The 24,112-nt window shown below is 71.5% G+C and carries 28 protein-coding genes; 8 read left to right on the forward strand and 20 right to left on the reverse strand.

Going from position 1 to position 24,112, the window contains the following annotated elements; genetic code table 11:
- Positions 1–170: 170 nt before the first annotated feature.
- Positions 171–992, forward strand: coding sequence for a CAP domain-containing protein (locus O5O46_RS31375; protein ID WP_269859031.1), 822 nt, complete (start codon positions 171–173; stop codon positions 990–992).
- Positions 993–1,061: 69 nt separating this feature from the next.
- Here the strand turns inward: O5O46_RS31375 and O5O46_RS31380 are convergent, their stop codons facing one another.
- Positions 1,062–1,652, reverse strand: a complete 591-nt coding sequence (locus tag O5O46_RS31380; protein ID WP_269859032.1) for a flavodoxin family protein — start codon at positions 1,650–1,652, stop codon at positions 1,062–1,064.
- A 131-nt stretch (positions 1,653–1,783) separates the two neighbouring features.
- On the opposite strand from O5O46_RS31380, the gene O5O46_RS31385 reads away from it, so the two are divergent.
- The gene (locus O5O46_RS31385; RefSeq protein ID WP_269859033.1) at positions 1,784–2,239 is read left to right on the forward strand and encodes a winged helix-turn-helix transcriptional regulator; all 456 of its coding nucleotides are present in this window, start codon (positions 1,784–1,786) and stop codon (positions 2,237–2,239) included.
- Here O5O46_RS31385 and mutM read toward each other — a convergent pair.
- The 10 genes from mutM to O5O46_RS31435 all read right to left on the reverse strand — a co-directional run bounded on the left by mutM (position 2,215) and on the right by O5O46_RS31435 (position 12,205).
- Positions 2,215–3,087, reverse strand: a complete 873-nt coding sequence (mutM, locus tag O5O46_RS31390) for a bifunctional DNA-formamidopyrimidine glycosylase/DNA-(apurinic or apyrimidinic site) lyase (protein ID WP_269859034.1) — start codon at positions 3,085–3,087, stop codon at positions 2,215–2,217. The genes O5O46_RS31385 and mutM overlap by 25 nt on opposite strands.
- 131 nt (positions 3,088–3,218) lie before the next feature.
- Positions 3,219–3,983, reverse strand: coding sequence for a ribonuclease III (rnc, locus tag O5O46_RS31395; protein ID WP_269859035.1), 765 nt, complete (start codon positions 3,981–3,983; stop codon positions 3,219–3,221).
- A 19-nt stretch (positions 3,984–4,002) separates the two neighbouring features.
- Complete coding sequence (gene rpmF / locus O5O46_RS31400; protein WP_003951102.1) at positions 4,003–4,176, reverse strand: 50S ribosomal protein L32; 174 nt, start codon at positions 4,174–4,176, stop codon at positions 4,003–4,005.
- 2 nt (positions 4,177–4,178) lie between these two features.
- Positions 4,179–4,814 (reverse strand): YceD family protein, encoded by a 636-nt coding sequence (locus tag O5O46_RS31405; protein ID WP_269859068.1) that lies wholly within the window; start codon positions 4,812–4,814, stop codon positions 4,179–4,181.
- Between the two features lie 171 nt (positions 4,815–4,985).
- Positions 4,986–6,077: an ATP synthase F0 subunit B gene (locus tag O5O46_RS31410; RefSeq protein ID WP_269859036.1), complete on the reverse strand. Its 1,092-nt coding sequence runs from the start codon at positions 6,075–6,077 to the stop codon at positions 4,986–4,988.
- Positions 6,078–6,203: 126 nt separating this feature from the next.
- Positions 6,204–6,683 (reverse strand): pantetheine-phosphate adenylyltransferase, encoded by a 480-nt coding sequence (gene coaD / locus O5O46_RS31415; RefSeq protein WP_269859069.1) that lies wholly within the window; start codon positions 6,681–6,683, stop codon positions 6,204–6,206.
- A 26-nt stretch (positions 6,684–6,709) separates the two neighbouring features.
- Positions 6,710–7,306, reverse strand: coding sequence for a 16S rRNA (guanine(966)-N(2))-methyltransferase RsmD (gene rsmD, locus O5O46_RS31420; protein ID WP_269859037.1), 597 nt, complete (start codon positions 7,304–7,306; stop codon positions 6,710–6,712).
- A 220-nt stretch (positions 7,307–7,526) separates the two neighbouring features.
- The gene (locus O5O46_RS31425; RefSeq protein ID WP_269859038.1) at positions 7,527–8,054 is read right to left on the reverse strand and encodes a hypothetical protein; all 528 of its coding nucleotides are present in this window, start codon (positions 8,052–8,054) and stop codon (positions 7,527–7,529) included.
- Positions 8,055–8,159: 105 nt separating this feature from the next.
- Entirely contained in the window at positions 8,160–10,418 is a 2,259-nt protein-coding gene (gene recG, locus O5O46_RS31430) for an ATP-dependent DNA helicase RecG (RefSeq protein ID WP_269859039.1), read from the reverse strand.
- Positions 10,419–10,504: 86 nt separating this feature from the next.
- Positions 10,505–12,205 carry a DAK2 domain-containing protein gene (locus O5O46_RS31435; protein WP_269859040.1) on the reverse strand — a complete coding sequence of 567 codons (1,701 nt, stop codon included), beginning with the start codon at positions 12,203–12,205 and terminating at the stop codon, positions 10,505–10,507.
- A gap of 242 nt (positions 12,206–12,447) precedes the next feature.
- On the opposite strand from O5O46_RS31435, the gene rpmB reads away from it, so the two are divergent.
- Entirely contained in the window at positions 12,448–12,633 is a 186-nt protein-coding gene (gene rpmB, locus O5O46_RS31440) for a 50S ribosomal protein L28 (protein WP_014628431.1), read from the forward strand.
- Positions 12,634–12,735: 102 nt separating this feature from the next.
- Here rpmB and thiD read toward each other — a convergent pair whose 3' ends face one another.
- Together thiD and O5O46_RS31450 are read right to left on the reverse strand one after the other, a co-directional pair.
- Complete coding sequence (gene thiD / locus O5O46_RS31445) at positions 12,736–13,524, reverse strand: bifunctional hydroxymethylpyrimidine kinase/phosphomethylpyrimidine kinase (protein ID WP_269859041.1); 789 nt, start codon at positions 13,522–13,524, stop codon at positions 12,736–12,738.
- A 113-nt stretch (positions 13,525–13,637) separates the two neighbouring features.
- The gene (locus O5O46_RS31450; RefSeq protein ID WP_269859042.1) at positions 13,638–14,597 is read right to left on the reverse strand and encodes a thiamine-phosphate kinase; all 960 of its coding nucleotides are present in this window, start codon (positions 14,595–14,597) and stop codon (positions 13,638–13,640) included.
- 239 nt (positions 14,598–14,836) lie between these two features.
- Here O5O46_RS31450 and O5O46_RS31455 point away from each other — a divergent pair, with 239 nt between their 5' ends.
- Together O5O46_RS31455 and O5O46_RS31460 are read left to right on the forward strand one after the other, a co-directional pair.
- Entirely contained in the window at positions 14,837–15,070 is a 234-nt protein-coding gene (locus O5O46_RS31455; RefSeq protein ID WP_255930328.1) for an Lrp/AsnC family transcriptional regulator, read from the forward strand.
- A 19-nt stretch (positions 15,071–15,089) separates the two neighbouring features.
- Positions 15,090–15,626 (forward strand): DUF3515 domain-containing protein, encoded by a 537-nt coding sequence (locus O5O46_RS31460; protein WP_333482439.1) that lies wholly within the window; start codon positions 15,090–15,092, stop codon positions 15,624–15,626.
- A 25-nt stretch (positions 15,627–15,651) separates the two neighbouring features.
- On the opposite strand, the gene O5O46_RS31465 is transcribed toward O5O46_RS31460, so the two are convergent.
- From O5O46_RS31465 to O5O46_RS31475, 3 genes are read right to left on the reverse strand one after another with little or no spacing between them, the layout of a single operon-like run.
- A complete protein-coding gene (locus O5O46_RS31465) occupies positions 15,652–16,800 on the reverse strand; it encodes a D-alanine--D-alanine ligase family protein (protein WP_269859043.1) in 1,149 nt (382 codons plus the stop codon).
- A 43-nt stretch (positions 16,801–16,843) separates the two neighbouring features.
- Positions 16,844–17,848 (reverse strand): NAD(P)H-dependent glycerol-3-phosphate dehydrogenase, encoded by a 1,005-nt coding sequence (locus O5O46_RS31470; RefSeq protein ID WP_269859044.1) that lies wholly within the window; start codon positions 17,846–17,848, stop codon positions 16,844–16,846.
- Entirely contained in the window at positions 17,849–18,613 is a 765-nt protein-coding gene (locus O5O46_RS31475; protein ID WP_269859045.1) for a lysophospholipid acyltransferase family protein, read from the reverse strand.
- 198 nt (positions 18,614–18,811) lie between these two features.
- On the opposite strand from O5O46_RS31475, the gene cofC reads away from it, so the two are divergent.
- Both cofC and O5O46_RS31485 read left to right on the forward strand, forming a co-directional pair.
- Positions 18,812–19,441: a 2-phospho-L-lactate guanylyltransferase gene (cofC, locus tag O5O46_RS31480; protein ID WP_269859046.1), complete on the forward strand. Its 630-nt coding sequence runs from the start codon at positions 18,812–18,814 to the stop codon at positions 19,439–19,441.
- Positions 19,442–19,642: 201 nt separating this feature from the next.
- Positions 19,643–19,861 (forward strand): hypothetical protein, encoded by a 219-nt coding sequence (locus O5O46_RS31485; protein ID WP_269859047.1) that lies wholly within the window; start codon positions 19,643–19,645, stop codon positions 19,859–19,861.
- Positions 19,862–19,953: 92 nt separating this feature from the next.
- Here the strand turns inward: O5O46_RS31485 and O5O46_RS31490 are convergent, their stop codons facing one another.
- The 4 genes from O5O46_RS31490 to leuC all read right to left on the reverse strand — a co-directional run bounded on the left by O5O46_RS31490 (position 19,954) and on the right by leuC (position 23,102).
- Positions 19,954–20,547: an HU family DNA-binding protein gene (locus O5O46_RS31490; protein ID WP_269859048.1), complete on the reverse strand. Its 594-nt coding sequence runs from the start codon at positions 20,545–20,547 to the stop codon at positions 19,954–19,956.
- Positions 20,548–20,684: 137 nt separating this feature from the next.
- Positions 20,685–20,918, reverse strand: a complete 234-nt coding sequence (locus tag O5O46_RS31495; RefSeq protein WP_269859049.1) for a hypothetical protein — start codon at positions 20,916–20,918, stop codon at positions 20,685–20,687.
- Positions 20,919–21,077: 159 nt separating this feature from the next.
- Entirely contained in the window at positions 21,078–21,671 is a 594-nt protein-coding gene (gene leuD / locus O5O46_RS31500; protein WP_269859050.1) for a 3-isopropylmalate dehydratase small subunit, read from the reverse strand.
- Between the two features lie 6 nt (positions 21,672–21,677).
- Positions 21,678–23,102, reverse strand: coding sequence for a 3-isopropylmalate dehydratase large subunit (gene leuC, locus O5O46_RS31505; RefSeq protein WP_269859051.1), 1,425 nt, complete (start codon positions 23,100–23,102; stop codon positions 21,678–21,680).
- Positions 23,103–23,225: 123 nt separating this feature from the next.
- Between leuC and ndgR the strand changes: the two genes are divergently transcribed.
- Entirely contained in the window at positions 23,226–23,942 is a 717-nt protein-coding gene (gene ndgR, locus O5O46_RS31510; protein ID WP_269859052.1) for an IclR family transcriptional regulator NdgR, read from the forward strand.
- Positions 23,943–24,112 lie beyond the last annotated feature (170 nt).

Below are 24,112 nucleotides of genomic sequence, written 5' to 3' on the forward strand. Positions count from 1 at the left end.
CGAGGACCGCGCAGATGGGCCGCCATCGCCGCACTTCCGCCGAACCCGCCCCACCTGCCGCCCGTCGCACGCCGCCACCCGCGACGCAGGCCCTTCGGACCGCCGCGTCGCCTGCCCCGTCCCACCGGCCGGTGCCCGGCCGCGGCAGGGAGCCGCGGCCCAACCCCCCGGTGCGCACGGGTCTGTTGGGCGCCGCCGCCGCGCTCGCGGTCGGCGCGGTGGCCGTCGCCTCCGGACTCGTGCCGGTGCCGGGCGGGGCCCCAGGCGGCAACACCCTGGGCGCCCCGGACGACGCCCCCGGCAACCTGCCGCGGGCCGACGGCGCCCCCACCACTCCGGTGACCGGCGCCGTCCCGACGGACCGGGGCTCCGTGCCGACGAGCCGGGACGCCGGACGCGGTGCCGACCCGGGCGGGCCGGTGCCCGTCGGATCACCGGGCCGGTCGGCGCGGCCGTCACCGACCGCCGTACCGCCGCAGCGCGGCGCCGGCACAGCCGCCGCCTCCGCCACCCCAACCGCCCCACCGAGCACCGCCGCCCCGGACGGCACCGACGGCGCGAGCGGCAGCGACGCCCCCTACGGCAGCATCGGCCAACCGTCGGGGCCCGGCGCGGCCGACCGAGCGGTGCGTCAGGTACTCGCCCTGGTGAACCAGCAGCGCGCCGCGGCGGGCTGCGTACCGCTCACCGAGGACCCCCGGCTGGGCACCCTCGCCCAGGACTTCAGCCAGGACATGGCCGCCCACGGATTCTTCGGCCACACGGACCAGAACGGCAGGTCGCCGTGGGACCGGGCGGCCTCGCTGGGGATAGCGAACCTGGGCGGCGAGAACATCGCCCGCGGCCAGACCGACGCCAAGGCGGCGATGGACTCCTGGATGGGCAACCCGGAGCACCGGGCGAACATCCTCGACTGCGAGTACCACACCATCGGGATAGGCGTCGACTTCACCTCCAGCGGCCCTTGGTGGACGCAGGACTTCGGCTTCTGAGGCCACCGGGGCGGCAGTTGCGCCCGATGGGCTCCGTCAGCCCTGCGGCACAATCGAATTGACGCTACGTCAGGCGGCCTTGCCCGCGACGAAGGTCCGCGCGGTGTCGGCGATCCGGCGGCCGAGGTGCTCGGCGGTGGCGATGTCGGCCTTGTGGACGGCGTCCGGACCCTCGTCGCTGTTGGACTGGGCGCCCGCGCCGAGGAAGATGCCCAGCCGGTTGAGGTCGTTCTCGGAGGCGGTGGAGGCGTTCCAGCCCGGGTGCAGACCGAGGCTCACCCAGTGCATGCCGTGCTGGGCGGCGAGCACGGTGAAGAACTGCAGGGTGTGCAGCTTGTCGCCGCTCTTGGAGGCGGAGTTGGTGAATCCGGCGGCCAGCTTGTCCTTCCACGCGGCGCTGAACCAGCGCTTGGAGCTGGCCTCCGCGAAGGCGTGGAAGGCGGCCGAGGCGGTACCCATGTAGGTCGGCGAGCCGAAGACGATGGCGTCGGAGGCGTCCAGCAGCGCCCACTGCTCGTCGGTGATCTTCTCGACGTCGACCAGGTGGACGGTGGCGCCCGCGGCGGCGGCGCCGTCGCGCACGGCCTCGGCGAGGACGGCGGTGTGCCCGTAGCCGGAGTGGTAGGCGACGGCCACGACGGGGGTGACGGGAGTGGTCACGGTTGTGCTCCTTGATGCGATCGGCCCCGGGCGCCGTCGATCAGGCACCCCGGGGTGGCACCAACAGGAGAGCACTTTCCAAAAGAAAGCGCAACCCTTAAGTTAGCGCTGCATGGGGGTACGCTTGGGTTATGGCTACGACCGAGACCTCCGCCTGTCCGTCCGCCGGCGCGGCAGGACTGGCGCAGCGGCCCGAAGGGCCTCCGTTGGAGGAGTGCGACGGGCGGGCGTTCGACGTGTTCGCCAAGGCCTGTCCGTCACGCTCGACGCTGGAGCACGTCACCGGGCGCTGGGGCAGCCTGACACTGGGCGCGCTCAGCGAGAGCACGCTGCGCTTCAACGAGTTGCGCCGCCGGGTCGACGGCGTGAGCGAGAAGATGCTGTCCCAGACCCTGCACGCGCTGGAGCGCGACGGACTGGTGCACCGCGAGTCGGCGGCCACCAACCCGCCGCGGGTGGACTACCGCCTCACCCCGCTGGGCCGTGCGGTGGCCGAGCGGCTGCTGTCGCTGATCAACCTGGTGGAGGAGCGGATGCCCGAGGTGCTGGCCGCCCGGGAGGCCTATGAGGCCCGCGGCGGGCGCTGACAGCGCGGGCAGAAGTAACTGGACCGGTTCATCCACGGCCGCCGGCGGATCGGCGTGCCACAACGGCGGCACGGCTCGCCCTCGCGGCCGTACGCGTCCAACGACCGGTCGAAGTAGCCCGATTCGCCGTTGACGTTGACGTAGAGGCTGTCGAAACTGGTGCCCCCGGCGGCCAGCGCGTCACCCATCACGTCGCGGATGTGGCCGACCAACTCCGCGGTGCGCGACCGGTTCATGGTGGCGGTGGGGCGGTCGTAGTGCAGCTTGCCGCGCCACAGCGCCTCGTCCGCGTAGATGTTGCCGACGCCGCTGATCAGCGACTGGTCGAGCAGCGCGCGCTTGAGCGTGGTGCGGCGGCGGCGCAGCGCGCCGTGGAAGGCGTCCTCGTCGAACGACTTCTCCAGCGGGTCGGGGGCGATGTGCGCGAGCGGCAGCGGCAGGCCCACCGCGGCGTCCGGGCCGTCGGGAACCGCGTCGTGCACCGACAGACCGCCGAAGGTGCGCTGGTCGACGAAGCGCAGCTCGGTCTCCACCTCGTCGGTGAACCGGATGCGGATCCGCAGGTGCGTCTCGTCGGGCGCCTCCCGCGGCTGGACGAGTAGTTGACCGCTCATGCCGAGGTGTCCGAGCAGCGAACTGCCGTTGCCCAGCGGCAGCCAGAGGTACTTGCCGCGCCGGTGCGCCGGGCCGAGGCTGAGCCCGCGCAGCCGGTCGGCGAAGTCGGCCCCGCCCGCGATGTGCCGACGCACCGCGCGTGGGTGCAGCACCTCGACATCGGCGACCGTACGGCCGCTTACCCAGCGATCGAGTCCGCGGCGGACGACCTCCACCTCTGGCAGCTCGGGCATGTCCCCTCCCAGCGTTACGGGCCCCACCCCAGGATGGGGTGGAGCCCGCCCGTTGCTCTCCACCGCCCTCGAAGGAGGCCCTGCGGGCCGCAGTGTCGGCGGTAGCGTGTCACACGGCTCTGAACGGCCGATCAGTGGGAGGCGGTCTGCTCCTGGGCGGAGGCTTCCCGCTGCTCGCGCTTGGCGCGGATCTCCCGCCAGGCGGACTCGGCCGCCTGCTGTTCGGCTTCCTTCTTGCTGCGGCCGGTGCCGGTGCCGTACGTGACACCACCGACGCGGGCGGCAGCCGTGAAGGTCTTCTCGTGGTCCGGCCCCGACTCGGTGACCAGGTACTCGGGGACACCGAGCGCCTCAGTCGCGGTCAGCTCCTGGAGACTGGTCTTCCAGTCCAGGCCCGCCCCGAGGTTCGAGGACTTCTCGATCAGCGGATCGAAGAGTCGGTGCACCAGCTCGGACGCCGCGTCCAGACCCTGGTCCAGATAGACGGCACCGATCACGGCCTCCAGGGTGTCGGCGAGGATCGACGCCTTGTCCCGGCCGCCGGTCCCCTCCTCACCCCGGCCCAGGCGGATGAAGCTGCCCAGCTCAAGGCCGCGGGCCACCTCCGCTAGCGCACGCGAGTTGACCACCGCGGCCCGCAGCTTGGCCAGTTGGCCCTCGGGCAGGTCCGGGTGGGCCCGGTACAGCGTGTCGGTGACGACCAGACCGAGCACGGAGTCACCAAGGAACTCCAGCCGCTCGTTGGTCGGCAGCCCGCCGTTCTCGTACGCGAACGAACGATGGGTGAGCGCACGCACCAGAAGGGCGGGATCGAGTGTGTACCCGAGCCGCCCTTCCAGAAGCGTGTGGGACGAGGCTGCCTTGATGGCGTCTGCCGACGACTTGGCGTCTGACATGAAGCCTGTCACCTACCGATCAGACCTCGAGGACCTGACGCTTGTTGTAGGTGCCGCAGCTCGGGCACGCGATGTGCTGCTGCTTCGGCTCGTGGCAGCGCTCACACGCCACGAGGGTGGGGACCGCAGCCTTCCACTGCGACCGGCGGTGGCGCGTGTTGCTGCGCGACATCTTCCGCTTCGGAACAGCCACGGCTATTTCTCCTGCTTCTCGTCGACGCCGCGCTCGGCGCCGCTCATGTTGTCCTTCTCGCCGGCCTTGAGGGATTCGGCGAGTCCCTGCAGTGCCGCCCAACGAACGTCGGCGGCATCGTGGTGGTGCTCCGGGTTGTCCGCCAGCCGCGCTCCGCACTCGGAGCACAGGCCAGGGCAGTCCTCCCGGCACACCGGCTGCAGCGGCAGTTCCAGCACCACCGCGTCACGCAGCACGGATTCGAGGTCGAACATGTCGTCCTCAAGGACGAGCAGTTCCTCCTCGTCGCCGTCCTCGGTCTCTTCCGCGTCACCGCCGAAGCGCTGGTCGGCGTCCGGGTAGGAGAACAGCTCCTGGAAGTCCGAGTCGAGCTCCCACTCGACCGGCTCCAGACACCTTACGCACTCCCCCTCGACCGGCGCATGGGCGGTACCCGTGACGAGCACGCCTTCCATGACCGATTCCAGCCGAAGGTCCAGTTCGATCGAGGCCCCTTCGGGCACACCGATCACCCCGGCGATGCCGAGGTCCGCGGGCGCGGGCACCGTGCGGGAGACCTTCTTCATCGCGCCAGGCCGACGACCCAGCTCGCGTGTGTCGAACACGAGAGGGTCTCGGTGGTCAAGGCGGGCGTTGATGGCTTCCTGCTTTCCTCGGTGCGTGTGCCGTACGGCGCGGGCCGACCTGGAAGAGGGCAGCCGGAAACCGGCTCATCAAACAGGCCGGAGGTGTCAGGATACTGGACGCGGGCCTCTGGCCCAACTTCGGGCCAGCGCCGGCCCCGTTTCCGCGAACAGGGGCCGGCGCGGTCAGCGGCCCTGTTCCAGCTCCCGCAGGCGGTCCAGGTCGATCAGTCCGGTGTCGAAGAAGCTGGTCTCGTCCAGTCCGGTCGGCTGCACGGCGTGCTGCTGGTACGGCTGTTGCTGCTGGTGCTCGTGCGGCTGGTGCTGGTGTGGGATCTGGTGCTCGTACCCCTGCTGCTGCCAGCCGTACGCGGGGTCGGTGTACTCGGTCTGCTGCGGGACGTAGCCGTAGGCGTCGTAGCCGCCGCCCTGGTACGGGTCCTGCTGGTAGCCGCCGTAGTCGGCCGCCATCGGCGCGTACTCGGGCTGCTGCGGGTAGTCGTAGGCGGCGGGCTGCTCCTGGGGTACCGGCTCCGGCTGCGCGCCCGCCAGGCCCGCCAGATACTCGGCGTCGCTCTGCTGGGCGGCCATCGGGGTGCCGTCGGCCGCCAGGCCGTCCTGGGCCGCCATGTGGGCGGCCAACTCGTCGACGGGGCGGTGCCCGGTGAGCTTCTGGCGGCCCCGGCCGACCGCCTCCAGGGTCTTGGCCAGCACCGCCTCGAACGCGCCCAGCTTGGCGTCCACGTAGGCGTCGGCGCGGCGGCGCAGTTCCTCGGGGTCGCCGGTACGCTCCGGCGCCTCCTCGTCCGCCATGCCTTGCTCGTCGGTGCCGGGGCCGCGGCCGAGCAGCTTCTCGCGACCGCGGTCGACCGAGCCGAGGGTCTTGGTGAGGACCACCTCGAAGTTGGCGAGCTTGCTGTCGACGTACTCGTCGGCCTCCGCGCGGATCTCCTCGGCCTCCTGGCGGGCCTCGGCCAGGATCCGGTCGGCCTCGGCCTGGGAGCGCCGGGCGACCTCGGTGTCGGAGACCAGCGAGCCGCGCTGCTCGTGGGCGGAGGCGATGATCCGCTCGGCCTCCGCCCGCGCCTCGGCGACCATCTGCTCGCGGTCACCGAGCAGCGCCTGGGCCTGGGAGAGCGAGTCCGGGAGGGCGTCGCGCACCTCGGACAGCATGGCGAGCAGTTCGGCCCGGTTGACCACGCAGGAGGCCGACATCGGCATGGAGCGCGCGCCTTCGACGGCCGCGACGATCTCGTCGAGCTTCTTTTGCACGTCCATGTCCGTTAAGTCTTTCCTCGGCGGGCCCGGCGCGGGCCGGGTGGTTGGGTCAGACTCTACGACCACCGGGCGCGCCCGGCACGCCGCCTGACGACCCGTCAGAAAGTTCCGGGCGCGGTGGTCGGCTCAGTCCCGGCCCAGCTTCTCGCGCAGCGCCCGCAGCACGGCGTCCGGCACCAGGTGGGAGACGTCGCCGCCCCACTGGGCGACCTCCTTGACCAGGCTGGAGGACAGGAAGCTGTAGGTGGGGTTGGTGGGGACGAAGAGGGTTTCCACGCCGGACAGCCCGTTGTTCATCTGGGCCATCTGCAGCTCGTAGTCGAAGTCGCTCACCGCGCGCAGCCCCTTGACGATGGCGGGGATGTCGCGCTGCTTGCAGAAGTCCACCAGCAGGCCGTGGAAGGCCTCCACCCGAACGTTGCCGAACTCCTCGGTGACCTGCTCGATCAGCGCTATGCGCTCGTCGACGGTGAACAGGCCCTGCTTCGCCTTGTTGATCATCACGGCGACGTAGACCTCGTCGTACAGCCGGGACGCGCGGGCGATGATGTCGAGGTGTCCGTTGGTGATGGGGTCGAATGACCCCGGACAGACGGCGCGGCGCAACAGTGGTTCCTCGCTCTCCGATGCGGTCATGACGCGTCGGCGGTGGCGTCGGCGCGTGTCGCGGCGGCGCGACCGTACCAAAGTGTGCCCTCGCCGTACCGACGGGCCCGAAGCCCCTCGAAGCCCTCGGGCCAGCGGAACTCTCCGCCCCTGGTGCTCCTCTCCACGGTGGCGAGCACCTCGTCGGCGAGCCAGCCCTGGGCCTGGAGTGTGAGCAGGATCTCGCGCAGTTGGTCGTCGGTGACCGCGTAGGGCGGGTCCAGGAAGACCACGTCGAACGGGGCCGCGGGGGGCGGTCCGGCGATCAGCTTCTCGGCCTTGGCGGCGCGCACTTCGGCGCCCGGCAGGCCGATGGTGCGCACGTTGTCCCGGATGGTGCGGGCGGCCCGGGCGTCCGCCTCGACCAGCAGTACGTGTTCGGCGCCGCGGGACAGCGCCTCCAGGCCCACGGCACCGGAGCCGCCGTACAGGTCGAGCACCCTGGCGCCGTGCAGGGAGCCGCGCAGCGACTCCCAGGTGGAGAACAGCCCTTCGCGGGCCCGGTCGGACGTGGGCCGGGTGCCCTGTCCTGGCGGGACGGCCAGTCGACGCCCTCCTGCGGCACCGGCGATCACGCGGGTCACCCTCGGTCACGTCCCCTTGAGTCGTTCTTGGCGGCGGCGCGACGGGTCCGCCGCCGCACCACAACGATACGTAGCCCCCGGCGGGCCCGCCTGCGGGGGCCAGGCACCGTTCCCGGGAACGACCCGCGTCCGGGACCATGCCCTTGGCTGGTTCGGTGTGCCTGTACCGCCTCAGCGGGGGCTGGTTGGTTGCTCGCCTCCAGCCCCCGCCGCGACGTCGCTACGAGCCGTTGGGGGTCGGATCGGCCGGGGCCGATCCGACCAGGGCGGGCGACGCGTAACGGGACCAGGACAGGCAGCCGTCCGGCGGGCAGTGTTCGGGGTGGCGGGGGTCGTGCCCCAGCTCCCGCAGCTTGGTGCGGACCGAGTCCGGCGTACGGCCGAAGCGCGCGGCGGTCCGCGCTATGGACTCCCCGTCGTGGAAGCGGCGCAACAGCTCCTCCTCGTGTTGCGGTACCCACGGCGCACCGTGGCCGGGGAACAGTTCCCGCAGCACATCGCGGTCCGGGATCGGCTCCGCCACGTCGGCGACCAGCGCGAGCGCGCGCAGCGCCCTGTTCAGCGCTATCCGCACGGTGGCCACGTCCCCCATCGGCAGCCGCAGTTGGCCGCAGGCCAGCGGGGTCTGCGGATCGGCCTCGCTCCAGCCGGTGAGCGTCAGCGTGACGGTGAGGTCGTCCTCACTGGCGAGTTCGATCCGGAAGACCTTGTCGCCGAGCGGCAGTTCGTTCAGATGGCGAAACGCCATGATCCAGCCCCCTAGGGTCCAAGTCAGCCCATCCACGGTCGGATTGGCTCGGACTGGTTCCATTCTCCCAGGGGGGTCTGACAATTCAGGGTTCCGAGGCGGGGCTCAGCCCTTCTCCAGATACCCCTCGCGCGAGGCGTCGACCAGACTGTCCAACGCGCTCAACAGGTCCGGATGTCCGGCCAGTTCGGGGTCCTCCGCGACCAGCGCGCCGGCCTCCTCGCGGGCCGCCTCGATGACCTCCACGTCGTCGATGACGGCGAGCATCCGCAGGGACGACCGGGTGCCGGACTGCGCCTGCCCCAGCACATCGCCCTCCCGGCGCTGCTCCAGGTCGATCCGGGACAGCTCGAACCCGTCCAGCGTCGCCGCCACCGCGTCCAGCCGCGCCCGTGCGGAGCTCGCCTCGGGCATCTCGGTGACCAGCAGGCACAGGCCCGCCGCGCTCCCCCGGCCGACCCGGCCGCGCAACTGGTGCAGCTGCGAGACGCCGAACCGGTCGGCGTCCATGATCACCATCGCGGTGGCGTTCGGGACGTTCACCCCGACCTCGATGACGGTGGTGGCGACCAGCACGTCGACCTCCGCGGCCGCGAACCGTCGCATCACGTCGTCCTTGGCGTCCGGCGCCATCCGGCCGTGCAGCACCTCCACCCGCAGTCCGCGCAGCGGACCCCTGGCGATCTGCTCGGCGACGTCGAGCACCGCGAGCGCCGGGCGGCGCTCCGCCTCGTCCTCGCCCGGCCTCTGCTGGGGCTCGTCTCCCTGGTTCGCCTCTCCACCCGCTCGCGGCCCCCGCGGGCGGCCCGCCTGCTCCCGTGCGTCGCTCACGTCCTCGTCGCCGATGCGCGGGCACACCACGTACGCCTGGTGCCCGGCCTCGACCTCCTCGCGTACCCGCTCCCAGGCGCGGGTCAGGAAGTGCGGCTTGTCCTTCGCCGGTACCACATGGGTGGCGATCGGGGAGCGCCCGGCGGGCAGTTGGTCGAGTACCGAGGTCTCCAGGTCGCCGAAGACGGTCATGGCGACCGTGCGCGGGATCGGGGTGGCGGTCATCACCAGCAGGTGCGGGGGCTGCTTGCCCTTGCCGCGCAGCGCGTCACGCTGTTCGACGCCGAAGCGGTGCTGCTCGTCCACGACGACCAGCCCGAGGTCGTGGAACCGCACGGCGTCCTCGATCAGCGCATGGGTGCCGATGACGATTCCGGCCTCGCCGGTGACCAGGTCGAGCAGCGCCTGGCGGCGGGCGGCCGTGCCCATCGACCCGGTGAGCAGCACCACCTTGGTCCCGACGTCGGAACCGCCGAGCATTCCCGCCTCGGCCAGTTCGCCCATCATCTCGGTGATCGACCGGTGGTGCTGCTGGGCCAGCACCTCGGTGGGCGCCAGCATCGCGGCCTGCCCCCCGGCGTCCACCACGGCCAGCATCGCGCGCAGCGCGACCAGCGTCTTACCGGAGCCGACCTCGCCCTGCAGCAGCCGGTGCATCGGGTGCTCGGTGGCCAGGTCGGCGAAGATCTCCGCACTGACCGCGCGCTGCCCCTCGGTGAGGGTGAACGGCAGCTTGGCGTCGAAGGCGCTCAGCAGTCCGTCCTCGCCCGGCACCCGCGCGACGGCGGGCAGCGCGGCGTCGGCGGCGCGCCGCCGGGCCAGCGCGACCTGGAGCACGAACGCCTCGTCCCACTTGAGGCGTTGGCGGGCGGCGGCGATGTCGGCCTTGGTGCGCGGCCGGTGCACCTTCTCCAGCGCCTCGGGCAGCGGGGCCAGTCCGCGGGCGCCCCGCAGCCTGTCCGGCAGCGGTTCGCCGACGCCCGTCCAGCCGGTCGCCGCGAGGGAGTTGAGCACCGTTTCCACGGACTGGGCGATCTGCCAGGAGGCGATCTGCTTGCACGCCGGGTACAGCGGCAGCAGCCGGTTGGCGAACGTCTCCACGGCGTCCGTGCCGTCCTCCGCGTCCAGCAACTGGTAGTCGGGGTGGGCGAGTTGGCGCACCCGGTTGAAGACCGTGACCTTGCCCGCGAACATCCCGCGCCGACCGGGGATCAGCTTCTGGTGGTGGTAGTGCGCGGCCTTGTTGAAGAACACCAGTTGCAGTGAGCCGCTGCCGTCGGTGACCACGACTTCCAGGCGGAGCCCCTTGCCGTGGTTGTAGGTCTTCTTCTCGGCCTTGGCCACCCGGGCCACCACGGTGACGTGCTCGTCCAGCGGGAGGTCGGCGAGCCGGGTCAGCTCGCCGCGCTCGGCGTACCTGCGGGGGTAGTGGTGCAGCAGGTCGCCGGCGGTGTGCAGGTCCAGGTGGTCGGCCAGCACCTTTGCGGTGCGGTCGCCGACCACTTTGCGGAGGGGTTCGTCCAGGGCAGCCATCGTGTCCATCTTGGCGCACGGCACCGACAATCCGGCATCAGGCGGCCGCTCGCCATCGCGGTCCGCGGCGCGGTCGTGCCCATCCGTCACTCGACGCCGATGAGCAGCAGGCGGCTGCCCTGGCCGCCCTCGTAGAGGACGGTGTCCACTGCCAGGTGGGATTCGCGGACGTGGGACTGCAGGCGGTCGGCCAGGTCGGGCGGGGCATCCTCGCCGAGGACCAGGGTGACCATTTCGCCGCCCGCCGCGAGCATGCGGTCGAGCAGGGTGACGGCGGTGTGCGCCACGTCGCGGCCGATGACGGCCACGTCGCCGTCGATCAGGCCGAGGGTGTCTCCGGCCTGGCAGACGCCCGCCATGGTCCACGACTCGTGCTCGGCGACGGCCAGTTCGGCGTACCGGGTGGCCCCGGCGGCGGCCGTCATCGCCACCACGTCCTCGTCGAACCGGCGGGACGGCTGGTGTACCGCGAGCGCCGCGATGCCCTGGACCACGGACCTGGTCGGGATCAGCGCGACCCGCACCCCGTCGGCGCGGAGCCGTTCCGCGGCCGCCGCGACGGTGGGCCGCAGCTCGTCCTCGTTGGGCAGCAGCACCGCCTCCCTGGCCCCCGCCCGGCGGATGACCTGCGCGATCTCGCCGCTGGCCAGCGGTTCGCCGGGGCGAGTGGGGACCACCACGGCCCCGGCCTCGGCGCACAGCTCGGCCAGTCCGTCGCCCTCGACCACGGCCACGATCGCCCGGCCGGCCGCGGTCGCCGGGCGGGTTGCCGCCGTCTGGGCCGCCGCGCCGAAGTGGGTGATGCGGATCCGGTAAGGCCGTCCGGCCTCGACGCCTGCCTCGACGGCGGCGCCCGCGTCATCGACATGGACGTGCACGTTCCACAGGCCGTCGCCGCCGACCACGACCAGGCAGTCGCCCAGCGCGTCGAGTTGTCTCCTGAGCCGGTCGACCGCCTCCTGCGGGGCCTCCAGCAGGTAGATCACCTCGTAGCCGGGGCCGCCGGGCACCGCGTGCGGATCCCCCACCGCGTCCTGGCCGTGTCCCGCGCAGCCGTACGGAACCAGCGGCGGGTGCAGGGCGGGTGAGGCGGGCAGCCGGTCGGTGGCGTCGCCGCGCAGCGCCTCGGCGAGCGCGCCCAGCACCGCGACCAGGCCGAGCCCGCCCGCGTCCACGACCCCGGCGCGGCCCAGGACGTCGAGCTGGCCGGTGGTACGGGCCAGCGCGGCGTGGGCGCCCTGGTAGGCGGCGGCGGCGACGGCCACCAGGTCGTCCGGGGCGTCGGCCTCACCGTTGTCCCGGGAAGCAGCGACGGGGGGCGTCCCCTGACAGGCCGCGGAGGCGGCGTCGGCCGCGGCGGTGGCGACGGTGAGCATGGTGCCCTCGACGGGATGGGCGACCGCCTGGTACGCCGATCCGGCCGCGGCCCGTAGCGCCTTGCGCAGCCCGGCCGCGTCCGGCTGCTCGGCCAGCACCTCGCTCATCGCGCGCAGCAGTTGCGCCAGGATGGTGCCGGAGTTGCCGCAGGCCCCGATGAGCGCGCCGTGCGCCATGGTGCGTACCGCCTCGGCGACGCCGGGGGTGCTGCCCGATGCGGCGTAGCCGTCGAAGACGGCGTCCACGGACTGGGCGGCGGACTCGACGGTCAGATAGAGGTTGGTGCCGGTGTCACCGTCGGCGACCGGGTACACGTTGATCGCGTCGATCTCCTCGCGCGCCCGGCCGAGCGCCCGCAGGGCCAGCCTGCACCAGGTGCGCACCGCGGCGGCGTCGAGCGTGTGCGGCACCGGTTTCCTCCTGTGGGGCGGCCGACGTGTGGCACCCGACAGTAGTGGCGCCGGGGGCCGCGGCGGTCCCTAGGGTGCTCCGGTCGGCGGACGGCCCGCGGCGGGGGGCCGTCGGGACCATGGTAGTTTTTCTGTACGGAGTGGGCGTTGTATGCTTCTCCGGTTGCCCGGCACCAGTCGGGCCTTCCTCTCGGCCCGCCGAGAACTCACCGTACGTGCATCTGAAGTCTTTGGAGTGACCCGTGGCTGCCAACTGCGACGTCTGCGGCAAGGGGCCGGGCTTCGGCAACAACATCTCGCACTCGCACCGCCGTACGCGCCGTCGTTGGAACCCCAACATCCAGACGGTGCGTGCTGTGGTCGGTCGGACGCCGAAGCGCCTCAACGTCTGCACCTCGTGCATCAAGGCCGGCAAGGTCGCGCGCTGACGTCCACCGCGTCGTCGTAGCGCAGCCCTGCGGCTCATCGAAAACCGGTCCACCTGTCGGTGGGCCGGTTTTTTGCCGTCTCCGGAGCGGCCCGCGGGCCGCTCAGCGCCACTGCCAGGCGTGGTCGACCGGGCCGATTCCGGCGCCCAGGGGATATCCGGCGGCGATGGCACCGGTCACATAGCTCTTGGCGGCGCCCACCGCCTCGGGGACGCTCAGCCCGTTGGCCAGGTGGACGGCGATGGCACTGGCCAGGGTGCAGCCGGTGCCGTGGGTGTGCCGGTTGTCGTGCCGGGTGGCGCGGAACCAGTGCTCGTCGGTGCCGTTGGTGAGCAGGTCCACCGGCGCGCCCGGCAGATGGCCGCCCTTGACCAGCACCCAGCGCGGTCCGAAGGCGAGCATGGCGCGGGCGGCGTCCGGCATCGCCGACTCGTCGGTCACCTTGACGCCGGTGAGCTGCTCGACCTCGTCCAGGTTGGGGGTGGCGACGGTCGCGGTGGGCAGCAGCCTGGCGCGTACCGGGTCGAGTGCCTCGGTGGCCAGCAGGGTGTCGCCGTGCTTGGAGATGCCGACCGGGTCGACCACCACCGGCACGTCGATCCCGTCGAGCAGTTCCGCGACGGTGCGCACAAGCTCCGCGGAGGCGAGCATGCCGGTCTTGACGGCCTGGACCCCGATGTCGTCCATGACGCTGCGGAACTGGGCTTGTACGGCCTCGGCGGGCAGCTCCCAGGCGCCCTGCACGCCGAGCGAGTTCTGCGCGGTCACCGCGGTGATCACGCTCATGCCGTGCGCGCCGAGCGCCTGCGCCGTCTTCAGATCGGCCTGGATGCCGGCGCCGCCTGCGGAGTCGGAGCCGGCGATGGCCAGGACGCGTGGGGGAGTCTCCATATGCCCGAACCTAACGGGTCCACTCTCAACTGACCGTAAACGGCCGGCGAACGGTTTGCTTTCCGGGGGTGAGCCCCCGTACCTCTTCGACCGGGGCAGGCCCCGGATCTCCGCTACCCCCCGAAGTGGTCCCAGCCGCCCGCGCGGTCCCATGGCGCGCCGTCGACCGTCACCTGGGGGCCCGCCTTACCGGCGGCCAGTACCTCGCCGATCACCCGCCAGCGGGCGGGCAGCTTGGTGTCCGGCGGGAACGTCGCCACGATCGCGTGGTCCTCTCCCCCGGTGAGCACCCACTGCATCGGGTCGACGCCGACCGCCTGGCCGATGTCCTTCATCTGAGCGGGCACGTCGATGTCGCCGGACTTCAGGTCGATGTGCACCCCGCTGGCCGCCGCGATGTGCCCGAGATCGGCCACCAGGCCGTCGCTGACGTCGGTCATCGCGGTGGCGCCCAGATCGGCGGCGGCGGGTCCCGCGTGGTACGGCGGCTCGGGCCGCCGGTGCGCCTCTACGAACGCGCGAGGGCTGCGGAACCCGCGGGAGAGCACCGCGAATCCGGCCGCCGACCAGCCCAGCCACCCGGTCACCGCCACCGCGTCGCCGGGTCGGGCGCCGGAGCGTGTCACCGGTCGGCGGTTGCGCAGGTCACCGAGCGCCGTGATCGCCACGGTGATGGTGTCTCCGCCGACCACGTCGCCGCCGACCACGGCCGCGCCCGCGACGTCGCACTCGTCGCGCAGCCCGTCCATCAGCTCGGTGGGCCAGGTGGCGGGCAGTTCGGCGGGAACGACCAGGCCGAGCAGCAGCGCGGTGGGCACCGCGCCCATGGCGGCGATGTCGGCGAGGTTCTGGGCCGCCGCCTTGCGGCCGACGTCATAGGCTGTGGACCAGTCCCGCCGGAAGTGCCGCCCTTCGAGCAGCACGTCCGTGCTGGCCACCACGCGCCGGTCGGGCGCTGCCACCACGGCCGCGTCGTCGCCCGGCCCCAGCTGTACGGCCGGGGTGGCGGTGAGCCGGGAGGTCAACTCCCTGATGAGCCCGAACTCCCCCAGCTCACCCACGGTCCCCTTCATCTCACTCGCTCCTTCAGCAACGCCTTGCGCAACGCAGTCCCCTTCACCCGCGGGCGGTCGGCCGTCGGCCGCCAGCTCGTCAACCCAGCCCCGGGAACGTCTCCCATGGCCTTGAAGGCATGGGAGGTTCCCCCTCCGCCGCGCCGACCGCACCGCGCGGGTCTCCCCGCCGCACGCGACGACGCGGTACGGTTGCCGTCCCCTTCCCACATGATCCTCGTAGCCGCCCTGGAGGTTCCGTGGTACAGGCCTACATCCTGATCCAGACCGAGGTCGGCAAGGCCTCGGCGGTAGCGGAGGTGATCTCCAGCATCCCCGGAGTCATCATGGCCGAGGACGTCACCGGCCCCTATGACGTGATCGTGCGCGCACAGGCGGACACAGTCGATGAACTCGGCCGCATGGTGGTCGCCAAGGTCCAGCAAGTGGACGGCATCACCCGCACGCTGACCTGCCCGGTCGTCCATCTGTAGCCCCGCCTATGCTCGGTCGGTGAGTTCTTCCGTCCACCGGCCGCGCGATTTGTCCAAGTTGTCCCGACTAGCTCGCCTTTGTGGTTCGCTGCCCGTCGCCGCCGTTCTGCTGGCGGCGGCGGGCTGTTCGTCCAGCGCCACGGACACCGTCGCCGTGCCGACCCCGTCGGCCGCCGTGGCGGCGGTGTGCCGGGCGCTGCACAACGCGCTCCCGGAGAAGGTCAACGGGCTGGCCCGGCGCCCGACCCACCCGGCGTCGGACCTCACCGCCGCGTGGGGCGACCCCGCCATCGTGCTGCGCTGCGGAGTGCCCACGCCCGATGTCCTGAATCCCGGCAGCGCACATTACAACCCGACCGCGGACGCGGCGTCGATCAACGGCGTGGACTGGCTGCCGGAAAAGCAGTCGGACGGCAGTGTGCGCTGCACCACCACGCTGCGCAAGGCGTTCGTGGAAGTGACGATCCCGTCGAAGTACACCGGCCCGTACGGCGACATCAGCGCGCTCACCGATCTCGCCGACGCGGTCAAGAAGTCGGATCCGGCGGGGCTTTGAGCGGTGCCCCGCCGGTTCGGCGTGCTCAGCGCAGCCCGGTGGAGCGGCGCAGCGCCGCCTGCAACAGCCGGTCGATCAGCTCCGGATAGCTGACTCCGCTCTCCTGCCACATCCGCGGGTACATAGAGATCGGTGTGAAGCCCGGCATGGTGTTGATCTCGTTGATCACGAACTCGCCCTCGTCGGTGAGGAAGAAGTCCGCGCGTACCAGGCCCTCGCAGGACGCCGCCTCGAACGCGGCGATCGCCAGCCGCTGCACCTCGGCCGTCTCCTCGGCGGTGAGCGGCGCGGGCACCACGCCCTCGGCGGAGTCGATGTACTTGGCCTCGAAGTCGTAGAAGTCATGCGCGGTGACCGGCGGGATCCAGGCCGGGACGCTGGCCCGCGGGCCGTCCTCGAACTCCAGCACCCCGCACTCGATCTCGCGCCCGGACAGCAGCGCCTCGACGATCACCTTGGGGTCGTGGCGACGGGCTTCCGCCATCGCCTCCTCAAGACCGGAGATGTCGTCGACCTTGCTGATGCCCATGGACGAGCCCGCCCGCGCGGGCTTCACGAACACCGGCCAGCCGTGCTCGGCCGCGAACTCCACGACCCTCTCGCGGGCCGCGGCGGGGTCGTGCTCCCACTCGCGGGGGCGGATCACCTCGTACGGGCCGACCGGCAGCCCGAAGGAGGTGAAGACCCGCTTCATGTACTCCTTGTCCATGCCCACCGCGGAGGCCAGCACGCCTGCGCCGACGTACGGCACCCCGGACAACTCCAGCAGGCCCTGGAGCGTGCCGTCCTCACCGTAGGGGCCGTGCAGCACCGGGAAGACCACGTCGACCTCGCCAAGCGCCTTGGGGACCGCGCCCGGTTCGGTGTAGACCACCTCGCGGCTGGCCGGGTCCACCGGCAGCACGACCGAGCCGTCCGGTGACTCGGCGAGCTGGTCGACGCTCGGCAGGGCACGGTTGGCGATGGCCATCCGCTCCGGGTCGTCGGCGGTCAGCGCCCAACGCCCGTCGGTCGTGATGCCGATGGGCAGCACGTCGTACTTGGCGCGGTCGATGGCACGCAGTACAGCGCCCGCGGTGAGGACGGAGATGGCGTGCTCGGAGCTACGGCCGCCGAACACGACGGCGACCCGCGGCTTGCGCGGCGGCCGCTCGCTGCTGTGGAGAGAAGGCATGTTGCTCATGTCGCTCTGACCCTACCGTTCGGTTCCGGACACACTAGCGACGCTCGGCCTTCGCGGAGCGCGACATCAGCTCCTTGAGCGCCACGAGCGGCGGTTTGCCCTCGTGCACGATCTCCACCACGGTCTCGGTGATCGGCACCTCGACACCGTGCCTGCGGGCCAGATCCAGCACCGATTCACAGGATTTGACGCCCTCGGCGGTCTGCTTGGTGACCGCGACCGTCTCCTCCAGGGTCATCCCGCGGCCCAGGTTGCGCCCGAAGGTGTTGTTGCGGGACAGCGGCGAGGAGCACGTCGCCACCAGGTCGCCCAGCCCGGCGAGGCCCGCGAAGGTGTGCGCGTCGGCGCCCATCGCCAGCCCGAGCCGGGTGGTTTCGGCCAGGCCGCGGGTGATCAGCGACGCCTTGGCGTTGTCGCCGAGCCCCATGCCGTCGGCGATGCCGACCGCGAGCGCGATGACGTTCTTCACGGCGCCGCCGAGTTCGCAGCCGACCACGTCGGTGTTGGTGTACGGCCGGAAGTACGCGGTGTGGCAGGCCGCCTGCAACCTCTGGGCGACCGCCTCGTCCCGGCACGCGACCACCGCGGCGGCCGGTTGCCGGGCGGCGATCTCCTTGGCCAGGTTGGGGCCGGACAGCACCGCCACGCGCTCCGGACCGGCCTTGGCGACCTCCTCGATCACCTCGCTCATCCGCTTGGCGGTGCCGAGTTCGATGCCCTTCATCAGGCTGACCAGCACCGTGTCCGAGGGCAGCAGCGGCGCCCACTCGGTGAGGTTGGCGCGCAGCGTCTGGGACGGGATGGCCAGGATCACGAACCGCGCGTCACGCGCGGCCTCGGCTGGATCGGTGGTGGCCCGTACGCCGGGCGGCAGTTCGACGCCCGGCAGGTAGTCCGGGTTGGAACGGGTGGTGTTGATGGCGTCGACCGGGGCGGCACGGCGGCCCCACAGGGTCACCTCGCATCCGGCGTCAGCCAGGATCATCGCGAAGGCCGTGCCCCAGGATCCGGTGCCGTACACCGCGCAGCGCGTCGTCACTTACGCTCCACTCTCTTCGTTCTCGGTCGCCGCCGCCGCACGCCGGGCCGCCTGCTGGGCGCGGACCGCCTTGCGGTGGTCGTAACGCTCCGTGGGCGCGGGCTCCCCGCGGACTTCGGCGAGCAGCTCGGTGATCGCATCCATGATCACGTCCGTTGCGGCGCGCAGGTTCTCCGCGGTGGGCTCCCGGTCGTAGAACGCGGACAGGTCGACCGGCGGCCCGGCCAGCACCCTGAACGTCTTGCGCGGAAAGAGCTTCAGCTTGCCGTACGGCGGCAGCGCCTCGTTGGCGCCCCACTGCGCGACCGGGATGACCGGCGCCTTGGTGAGCAGCGCGACCCGGGCCGCGCCGGTCTTGCCCGCCATCGGCCACTGGTCGGGGTCGCGGGTGAGGGTGCCCTCGGGGTAGAACGCCACGCACTCGCCGGAGTTGATGGCCTCCACGGCGGCCCGGAAGGCGTTGGCGGCGTCGGTCGACTCGCGGTAGACCGGGATCTGGCCGATGCGGCGCAGCATCCCGCCCACGACCGGGGCCTTGAACAGCGCGTACTTGGCGAGGAAGCGCGGGACACGGCCGGTGTTGTACTGGAAATGCGCGTACGACAACGGGTCCAGGTACGAGTTGTGGTTGACCACGGTGATGAATCCGCCGTCCGCTGGAATGTTCTCCATTCCGCGCCAGTCCCGCTTGAAGAACACGATGAGCCATGGTTTCGCGATGACGGCGGCCAAGCGGTACCAGAAGCCGATTCTGCGGCGGGACACCAGGACATCCTCCTCGATTGGCGCTGCCCGCGGTTTCATCTGCGCTTTCGGACAGCCGCACAAGTTTCGCCCCAGGCCCGCGCTCTGTCGAGAAGCACCCGCCGTGAACGGTTCGCGGCCGACGGCCACGGGGACGGTACCGACACCGTAACGCGGGTCGCCCGGGGCGTCGCGACCGCCCACGGGGAGAATGACCGGATGCGCAGCCAAAGGGTGTGGGATCTCGTCATACCGCTCAAACCGCTGGTCCTGGCCAAGAGCCGGCTGGGGGATCTGCGCCCTGGTCTGGCCCTCGCGTTCGCCCAGGACACGGTGGCCGCGGCACTGGCCTGCGCGGCGGTACGGGGGGTGCACGTGGTCACCGACGACGCGCTGGCCGCGGCCGAGCTGTCGGCGCTGGGCGCGCGGATCGTGCCGGACGCGCCCGCGGCGGGCCTCAACGCGGCGCTGGCGCACGGTGCGCGGGTGGTGCGGGCCGAGCGGGCGCTCGGCGCCGTGGCGGCCCTGAACGCGGATCTTCCGGCGCTGCGGCCCGCGGAGCTCGCGGCGGTGCTGGAGGCGGCGTCCGCCGAGGCCGGACGGGCGTTCCTCGCCGACGCGGCGGGCGTCGGCACCACACTGCTCGCCACCGCGCCCGGCACCGAACTGCGCCCCGCCTTCGGCGGCCCCTCCCGCGCCCGCCACCGAGCGTCCGGCGCCAGGGAGATCACACTGAGCGGAGTCGACTCGGTACGGCGGGACGTGGACACCGCCTCCGACCTGCGCGCCGCCCTCGCGTTGGGCGTGGGCCCCCATACGGCCAGGGCCACCGCGGCTCTCCAGTTGTAGTCCCTTGCGGGGCGTTCGCCGGCGACCCGACAACGCGGATCACCACCATCGTGCCGGAGCCTGCCTCAAGTCCCTGTCCGCCGCCGGGGCGGGCAACTCCCACGCCGCGGCCCGGCGGTGTCGAAAACCGCGTTCCAGGCCCGGGAACCCGGCGCACCCGGAAGGGAACAGCGTGGTCGGCAGCCGACTAGGCTGCGAGGCATGCAAGCGACGTCGTACACCTTCGATCCGGAGACCCGCAGCGGCAGCGTGCTGCTCGACGACGGCACGCCGGTGCCGTTCGACGCGGCGGCGTTCGACGCGGGCGGGCTGCGGTTGCTGCGCGTCGGCCAGCGGGTGCGCATCCGGATCGAGGGCGAGGGCGACGCCCGCCGAGTGGTCTTCGTGACGTTGCAGACCTTCGAGGACCCGGGGGCCTGATCCGTCAACTTCCGCCGTCGACGCGGCGCGGGCCGGGCTCCCGTGTGGGGGCCCGGCCCGTCGCGGCCTGAGGGACTGCTCCGCCTGGCGGTCTACCGCCGGGCGGTCCGCTTGGCGGTGGTCTTGCGGGTGGTGGTCTTCTTCGCCGGAGCCTTCTTGGCGGTGGCCTTCTTGGCGGCGGCCTTCTTCGCCGTCGTCTTCTTGGCGGTGACCTTCTTCGCGGTGGTCTTCTTCGCCGGAGCCTTCTTGGCGGTGGTCTTCTTCGCGGCGGCCTTCTTGGCGGTCGTCTTCTTCGCGGCGGCCTTCTTCGCGGCGGCCTTCTTCGCCACCGCCTTCTTGGCCGTAACCCCGCCGGTAAGGCTGCCCTTGGGCGCCTTCTTCACCGCGACCTCGCCGCCCCTCGGCAGCTTCTTGGTGCCGGCGACCAGGTCCTTGAAGCCCTGGCCCGCACGGAAGCGCGGCACGGAGGTCTTCTTGACCCGGACGCGCTCGCCGGTCTGCGGGTTACGGGCGTAACGCGCGGGCCGGTCAACCTTCTCGAACGAACCGAAACCTGTGACCGAGACCCGGTCGCCAGCGACAACCGCGCGGACGATCGCGTCGAGAACGGCGTCGACCGCTTCCGCGGCGTTCTGCCGCCCGCCGACCTTGTCGGCAATCGCTTCTACGAGCTGCGCCTTGTTCACGTCTTCCCCTTCGGAAACTTTGCTGGAACGAAAACCGTGTCCAAGCAGATCAAGCTTTTTCGCACGTTAGGCAGATATATACCGCAAATCAAATACGAAACGGGCGAATCACCCTTGTGCCGCAACGAACTCGGTGCTCACTGAGTTCCGGGATCGGTGAACCGCCCCTCGTCTAAGTCCCGCATGAAGCGCTCCAACCGCTGCTCTGCGCCAACCACGTCGTGCTTGGCGGCGGCGGTGATGACTAGCAACTTGCGGGTCATCGCCACCCGTACGTCGTCGGGGACTTGCAGTGCTCGCACCCTGGCGTGCGCCACCTTGAGGCGTGCCGCAACGACCCCGTAGAGCTTGAGTTGGTCATCGCGGTCCATGTGGCAATTGTGCCATCTGCTACGAGTTGTCACCTCCGCAGGGGTCAACTCGCCGTACAGCGAACGCCTCCAGCGTGCCTCACACGCCGAACGCGCCCCCAGCCTCGGGGGCTGGGGGCGCGTTGCGGATGGTACGTGGTGGACACGGGAAACGGGAGGTCAGACCTCCACTGTGCGCGGCTTGTGGACGGGTCGACGCGCCTCGTAGTCGGCGATGTCGGCCTCATGGCGCAGCGTCAGACTGATGTCGTCCAAACCTTCGAGCAGCCGCCAGCGCGCGTTGTCGTCCAACTCGAAGGACTGCGTTAGGCCTTCCGCGCGTACCTCGCGGGCCACGAGGTCGACGGTGATCTCGGCGGCCGGGTCGGATTCCGTCAGCTTCCACAGCCGTTCGATGACGTCCTGCGGAACAACGACCGTCAGCAGGCCGTTCTTCAGCGAGTTGCCGCGGAAGATGTCGGCGAAGCGGGAGGACAGCACGGTCTTGAAACCGTAGTTCTGCAACGCCCACACCGCGTGCTCACGCGACGAGCCGGTGCCGAAGTCGGGTCCGGCGACCAGCACGGTGGCACCCCGCCGTTCGGGCTGGTTGAGCACGAACTGCGGGTCCTTGCGCCATGCCTCGAACAGCCCGTCCTCGAAACCGTTGCGGGTGACCTTCTTCAGCCAGTGCGCGGGGATGATCTGGTCGGTGTCCACGTTGCTGCGGCGCAGCGGGACCGCACGGCCGGTGTGCGTGGTGAAAGCTTCCATGACCGCTCAGGCCTCCACGGGAGTACGGACGTCGGACAGGTCGGCGGGCGAGGCGAGGTGCCCCAGCACCGCGGTGGCGGCGGCGACCTGGGGTGAGACCAGATGGGTGCGGCCGCCCTTGCCCTGCCGTCCTTCGAAGTTGCGGTTCGAGGTGGACGCCGACCGCTCGCCCGGGGCGAGTTGATCGGGATTCATACCCAGGCACATCGAGCAACCCGCGTGCCGCCATTCGGCCCCAGCGGCGGTGAACACCTTGTCCAGCCCCTCCTCGACGGCCTGCAGGGCGACCCGCACCGAGCCGGGCACCACCAGCATCCGCAGCCCGTCGGCGACCTTGCGGCCCTCCAGCACGGACGCGGCCGACCGCAGGTCCTCGATACGGCCGTTGGTGCACGAGCCGACGAACACGGTGTCCACCGCGATCTCACGCAGCGGCTGGTCGGGCGCCAGGCCCATGTACTCCAGCGCCTTCTCGGCGGCCAGCCGCTCGCTCGGGTCGGTGAACGACGCCGGGTCCGGTACGGCGGCCGACAGCGGCGCGCCCTGGCCCGGGTTGGTGCCCCAGGTGACGAACGGAGCCAGTTGGGCCGCGTCGATGTGCACCTCGCGGTCGAACACCGCGTCGTCGTCGGTGCGCAGCGTCTTCCAGTACTCGACCGCCGCGTCCCAGTCCGCGCCCTCGGGCGCGTGCGGACGGCCCTTGAGGTAGGCGAACGTGGTCTCGTCGGGGGCGATCATGCCGGCCCTGGCGCCCGCCTCGATCGACATGTTGCACACGGTCATCCGTGCTTCCATCGACAGCTTCTCGATGGCGGAGCCGCGGTACTCGATCACATAGCCCTGGCCGCCGCCGGTGCCGATCTTCGCGATGATCGCCAGGATCAGGTCCTTGGCGGTGACGCCGTCGGGAAGTTCACCGTCGACGGTGATCGCCATGGTCTTGAACCTGGGCATCGGCAGCGTCTGGGTGGCCAGTACGTGCTCGACCTGGCTGGTGCCGATGCCGAACGCCAGCGCGCCGAACGCGCCGTGAGTGGAGGTGTGGCTGTCGCCGCAGACCACGGTGGTGCCCGGCTGGGTCAGTCCCAGTTGCGGTCCCACCACGTGGACAACGCCCTGCTCCACATCACCGAGCGGATGCAGCCGAACACCGAACTCTGCACAGTTCTTACGCAGCGTCTCCAACTGGGTACGGGAGACCGGGTCGGCGATCGGCTTGTCGATGTCGAGGGTGGGGGTGTTGTGGTCCTCGGTCGCGATGGTGAGGTCCGTGCGACGCACGGTACGGCCGCTCAGCCGCAGTCCGTCGAAGGCCTGCGGGCTGGTCACCTCGTGCAGCAGGTGCAGATCGATGAAGAGGAGGTCGGGCTCGCCCTCGGCGCGCCGAACGACGTGGTCGTCCCAGACCTTCTCCGCGAGTGTCCGTCCCATCGCTTTCCCTTCGGCCGGTGTCCCCACCGCGCCTGCTCGTCCTGGCGGGGTTGCCATCCAGCGTGACGGCTTCTCCGGAAAATTGAACTTGCGTTTCACAGTGTGAGACGTAAGTATCGTTGCATGGACAACTCTAGCGGCGTCGGCGTTCTCGACAAGGCAGCTCTGGTGCTCAGCGCACTGGAGTCGGGACCGGCCACCCTGGCCGGGCTCGTCGCCTCCACCGGCCTCGCCCGCCCCACCGCACACCGGCTCGCGGTCGCGCTGGAGCACCACCGGATGGTGGCGCGCGACATGCAGGGCCGTTTCATCCTCGGCCCCCGGCTGTCGGAGCTGTCCGCCGCCGCGGGCGAGGACCGGCTGCTGGCCACCGCCGGTCCGGTGCTCACCCACCTACGGGACGTGACCGGCGAGAGCGCGCAGCTCTACCGGCGCCAGGGCGACATGCGGATCTGCGTGGCCGCGGCCGAGCGGCTGTCCGGACTGCGGGACACCGTGCCGGTGGGCTCCACGCTGCCGATGAAGGCCGGATCGGCCGCCCAGGTGCTGCTGGCCTGGGAGGAGCCGGAGCGGCTGCACCGCGGGCTGCAGGGCGCCCGGTTCACCGCCACGGCGCTGTCCGGCGTACGCCGCCGCGGCTGGGCCCAGTCGATCGGTGAGCGCGAGCCGGGCGTGGCGTCCGTCTCCGCGCCCGTACGCGGTCCGTCCAACCGCGTGGTGGCGGCGGTCTCGGTCTCCGGCCCCATCGAGCGTCTGACGCGGCATCCCGGCCGCATGCACGCCCAGGCGGTCATAGACGCCGCCGCGCGCCTGTCCGAGGCACTCCGCCGCAACGGCTGAGGCTCGCCCTCGCGGCGCGTTCGCGGGTTGCGGTTCGTTCGGAACCCGCCGGACTCGCGATTGGCCCCAGTCGCGACGGAAAGGTCTTCGGGGGCTGGCCCCAAGCCTCCAGCGCGATCCCCCGCGGGGTTGGGGCTTGTCCCCAACCGCACCCCCGAACCCCCGCGGCC

This window comes from Streptomyces sp. RPT161, assembly GCF_027533845.1.
Taxonomy (GTDB): domain Bacteria; phylum Actinomycetota; class Actinomycetes; order Streptomycetales; family Streptomycetaceae; genus Streptantibioticus_A; species Streptantibioticus_A silvisoli_A.

Coding starts and splice junctions, on each gene's coding strand:
- rnc (WP_269859035.1), bottom strand. CDS start 3,983: ATGTCAGACGCCAAGTCGTCGGCAGACGCCATCAAGGCAGCCTCGTCC.
- ndgR (WP_269859052.1), top strand. CDS start 23,226: ATGGACAACTCTAGCGGCGTCGGCGTTCTCGACAAGGCAGCTCTGGTG.
- O5O46_RS31385 (WP_269859033.1), top strand. CDS start 1,784: ATGGCTACGACCGAGACCTCCGCCTGTCCGTCCGCCGGCGCGGCAGGA.
- O5O46_RS31465 (WP_269859043.1), bottom strand. CDS start 16,800: ATGCCTTCTCTCCACAGCAGCGAGCGGCCGCCGCGCAAGCCGCGGGTC.
- O5O46_RS31485 (WP_269859047.1), top strand. CDS start 19,643: ATGCAAGCGACGTCGTACACCTTCGATCCGGAGACCCGCAGCGGCAGC.
- O5O46_RS31425 (WP_269859038.1), bottom strand. CDS start 8,054: ATGGCGTTTCGCCATCTGAACGAACTGCCGCTCGGCGACAAGGTCTTC.
- thiD (WP_269859041.1), bottom strand. CDS start 13,524: ATGGAGACTCCCCCACGCGTCCTGGCCATCGCCGGCTCCGACTCCGCA.
- O5O46_RS31450 (WP_269859042.1), bottom strand. CDS start 14,597: ATGAAGGGGACCGTGGGTGAGCTGGGGGAGTTCGGGCTCATCAGGGAG.
- leuD (WP_269859050.1), bottom strand. CDS start 21,671: ATGGAAGCTTTCACCACGCACACCGGCCGTGCGGTCCCGCTGCGCCGC.
- cofC (WP_269859046.1), top strand. CDS start 18,812: ATGCGCAGCCAAAGGGTGTGGGATCTCGTCATACCGCTCAAACCGCTG.
- O5O46_RS31495 (WP_269859049.1), bottom strand. CDS start 20,918: ATGGACCGCGATGACCAACTCAAGCTCTACGGGGTCGTTGCGGCACGC.
- recG (WP_269859039.1), bottom strand. CDS start 10,418: ATGGCTGCCCTGGACGAACCCCTCCGCAAAGTGGTCGGCGACCGCACC.
- leuC (WP_269859051.1), bottom strand. CDS start 23,102: ATGGGACGGACACTCGCGGAGAAGGTCTGGGACGACCACGTCGTTCGG.
- O5O46_RS31410 (WP_269859036.1), bottom strand. CDS start 6,077: ATGGACGTGCAAAAGAAGCTCGACGAGATCGTCGCGGCCGTCGAAGGC.
- mutM (WP_269859034.1), bottom strand. CDS start 3,087: ATGCCCGAGCTGCCAGAGGTGGAGGTCGTCCGCCGCGGACTCGATCGC.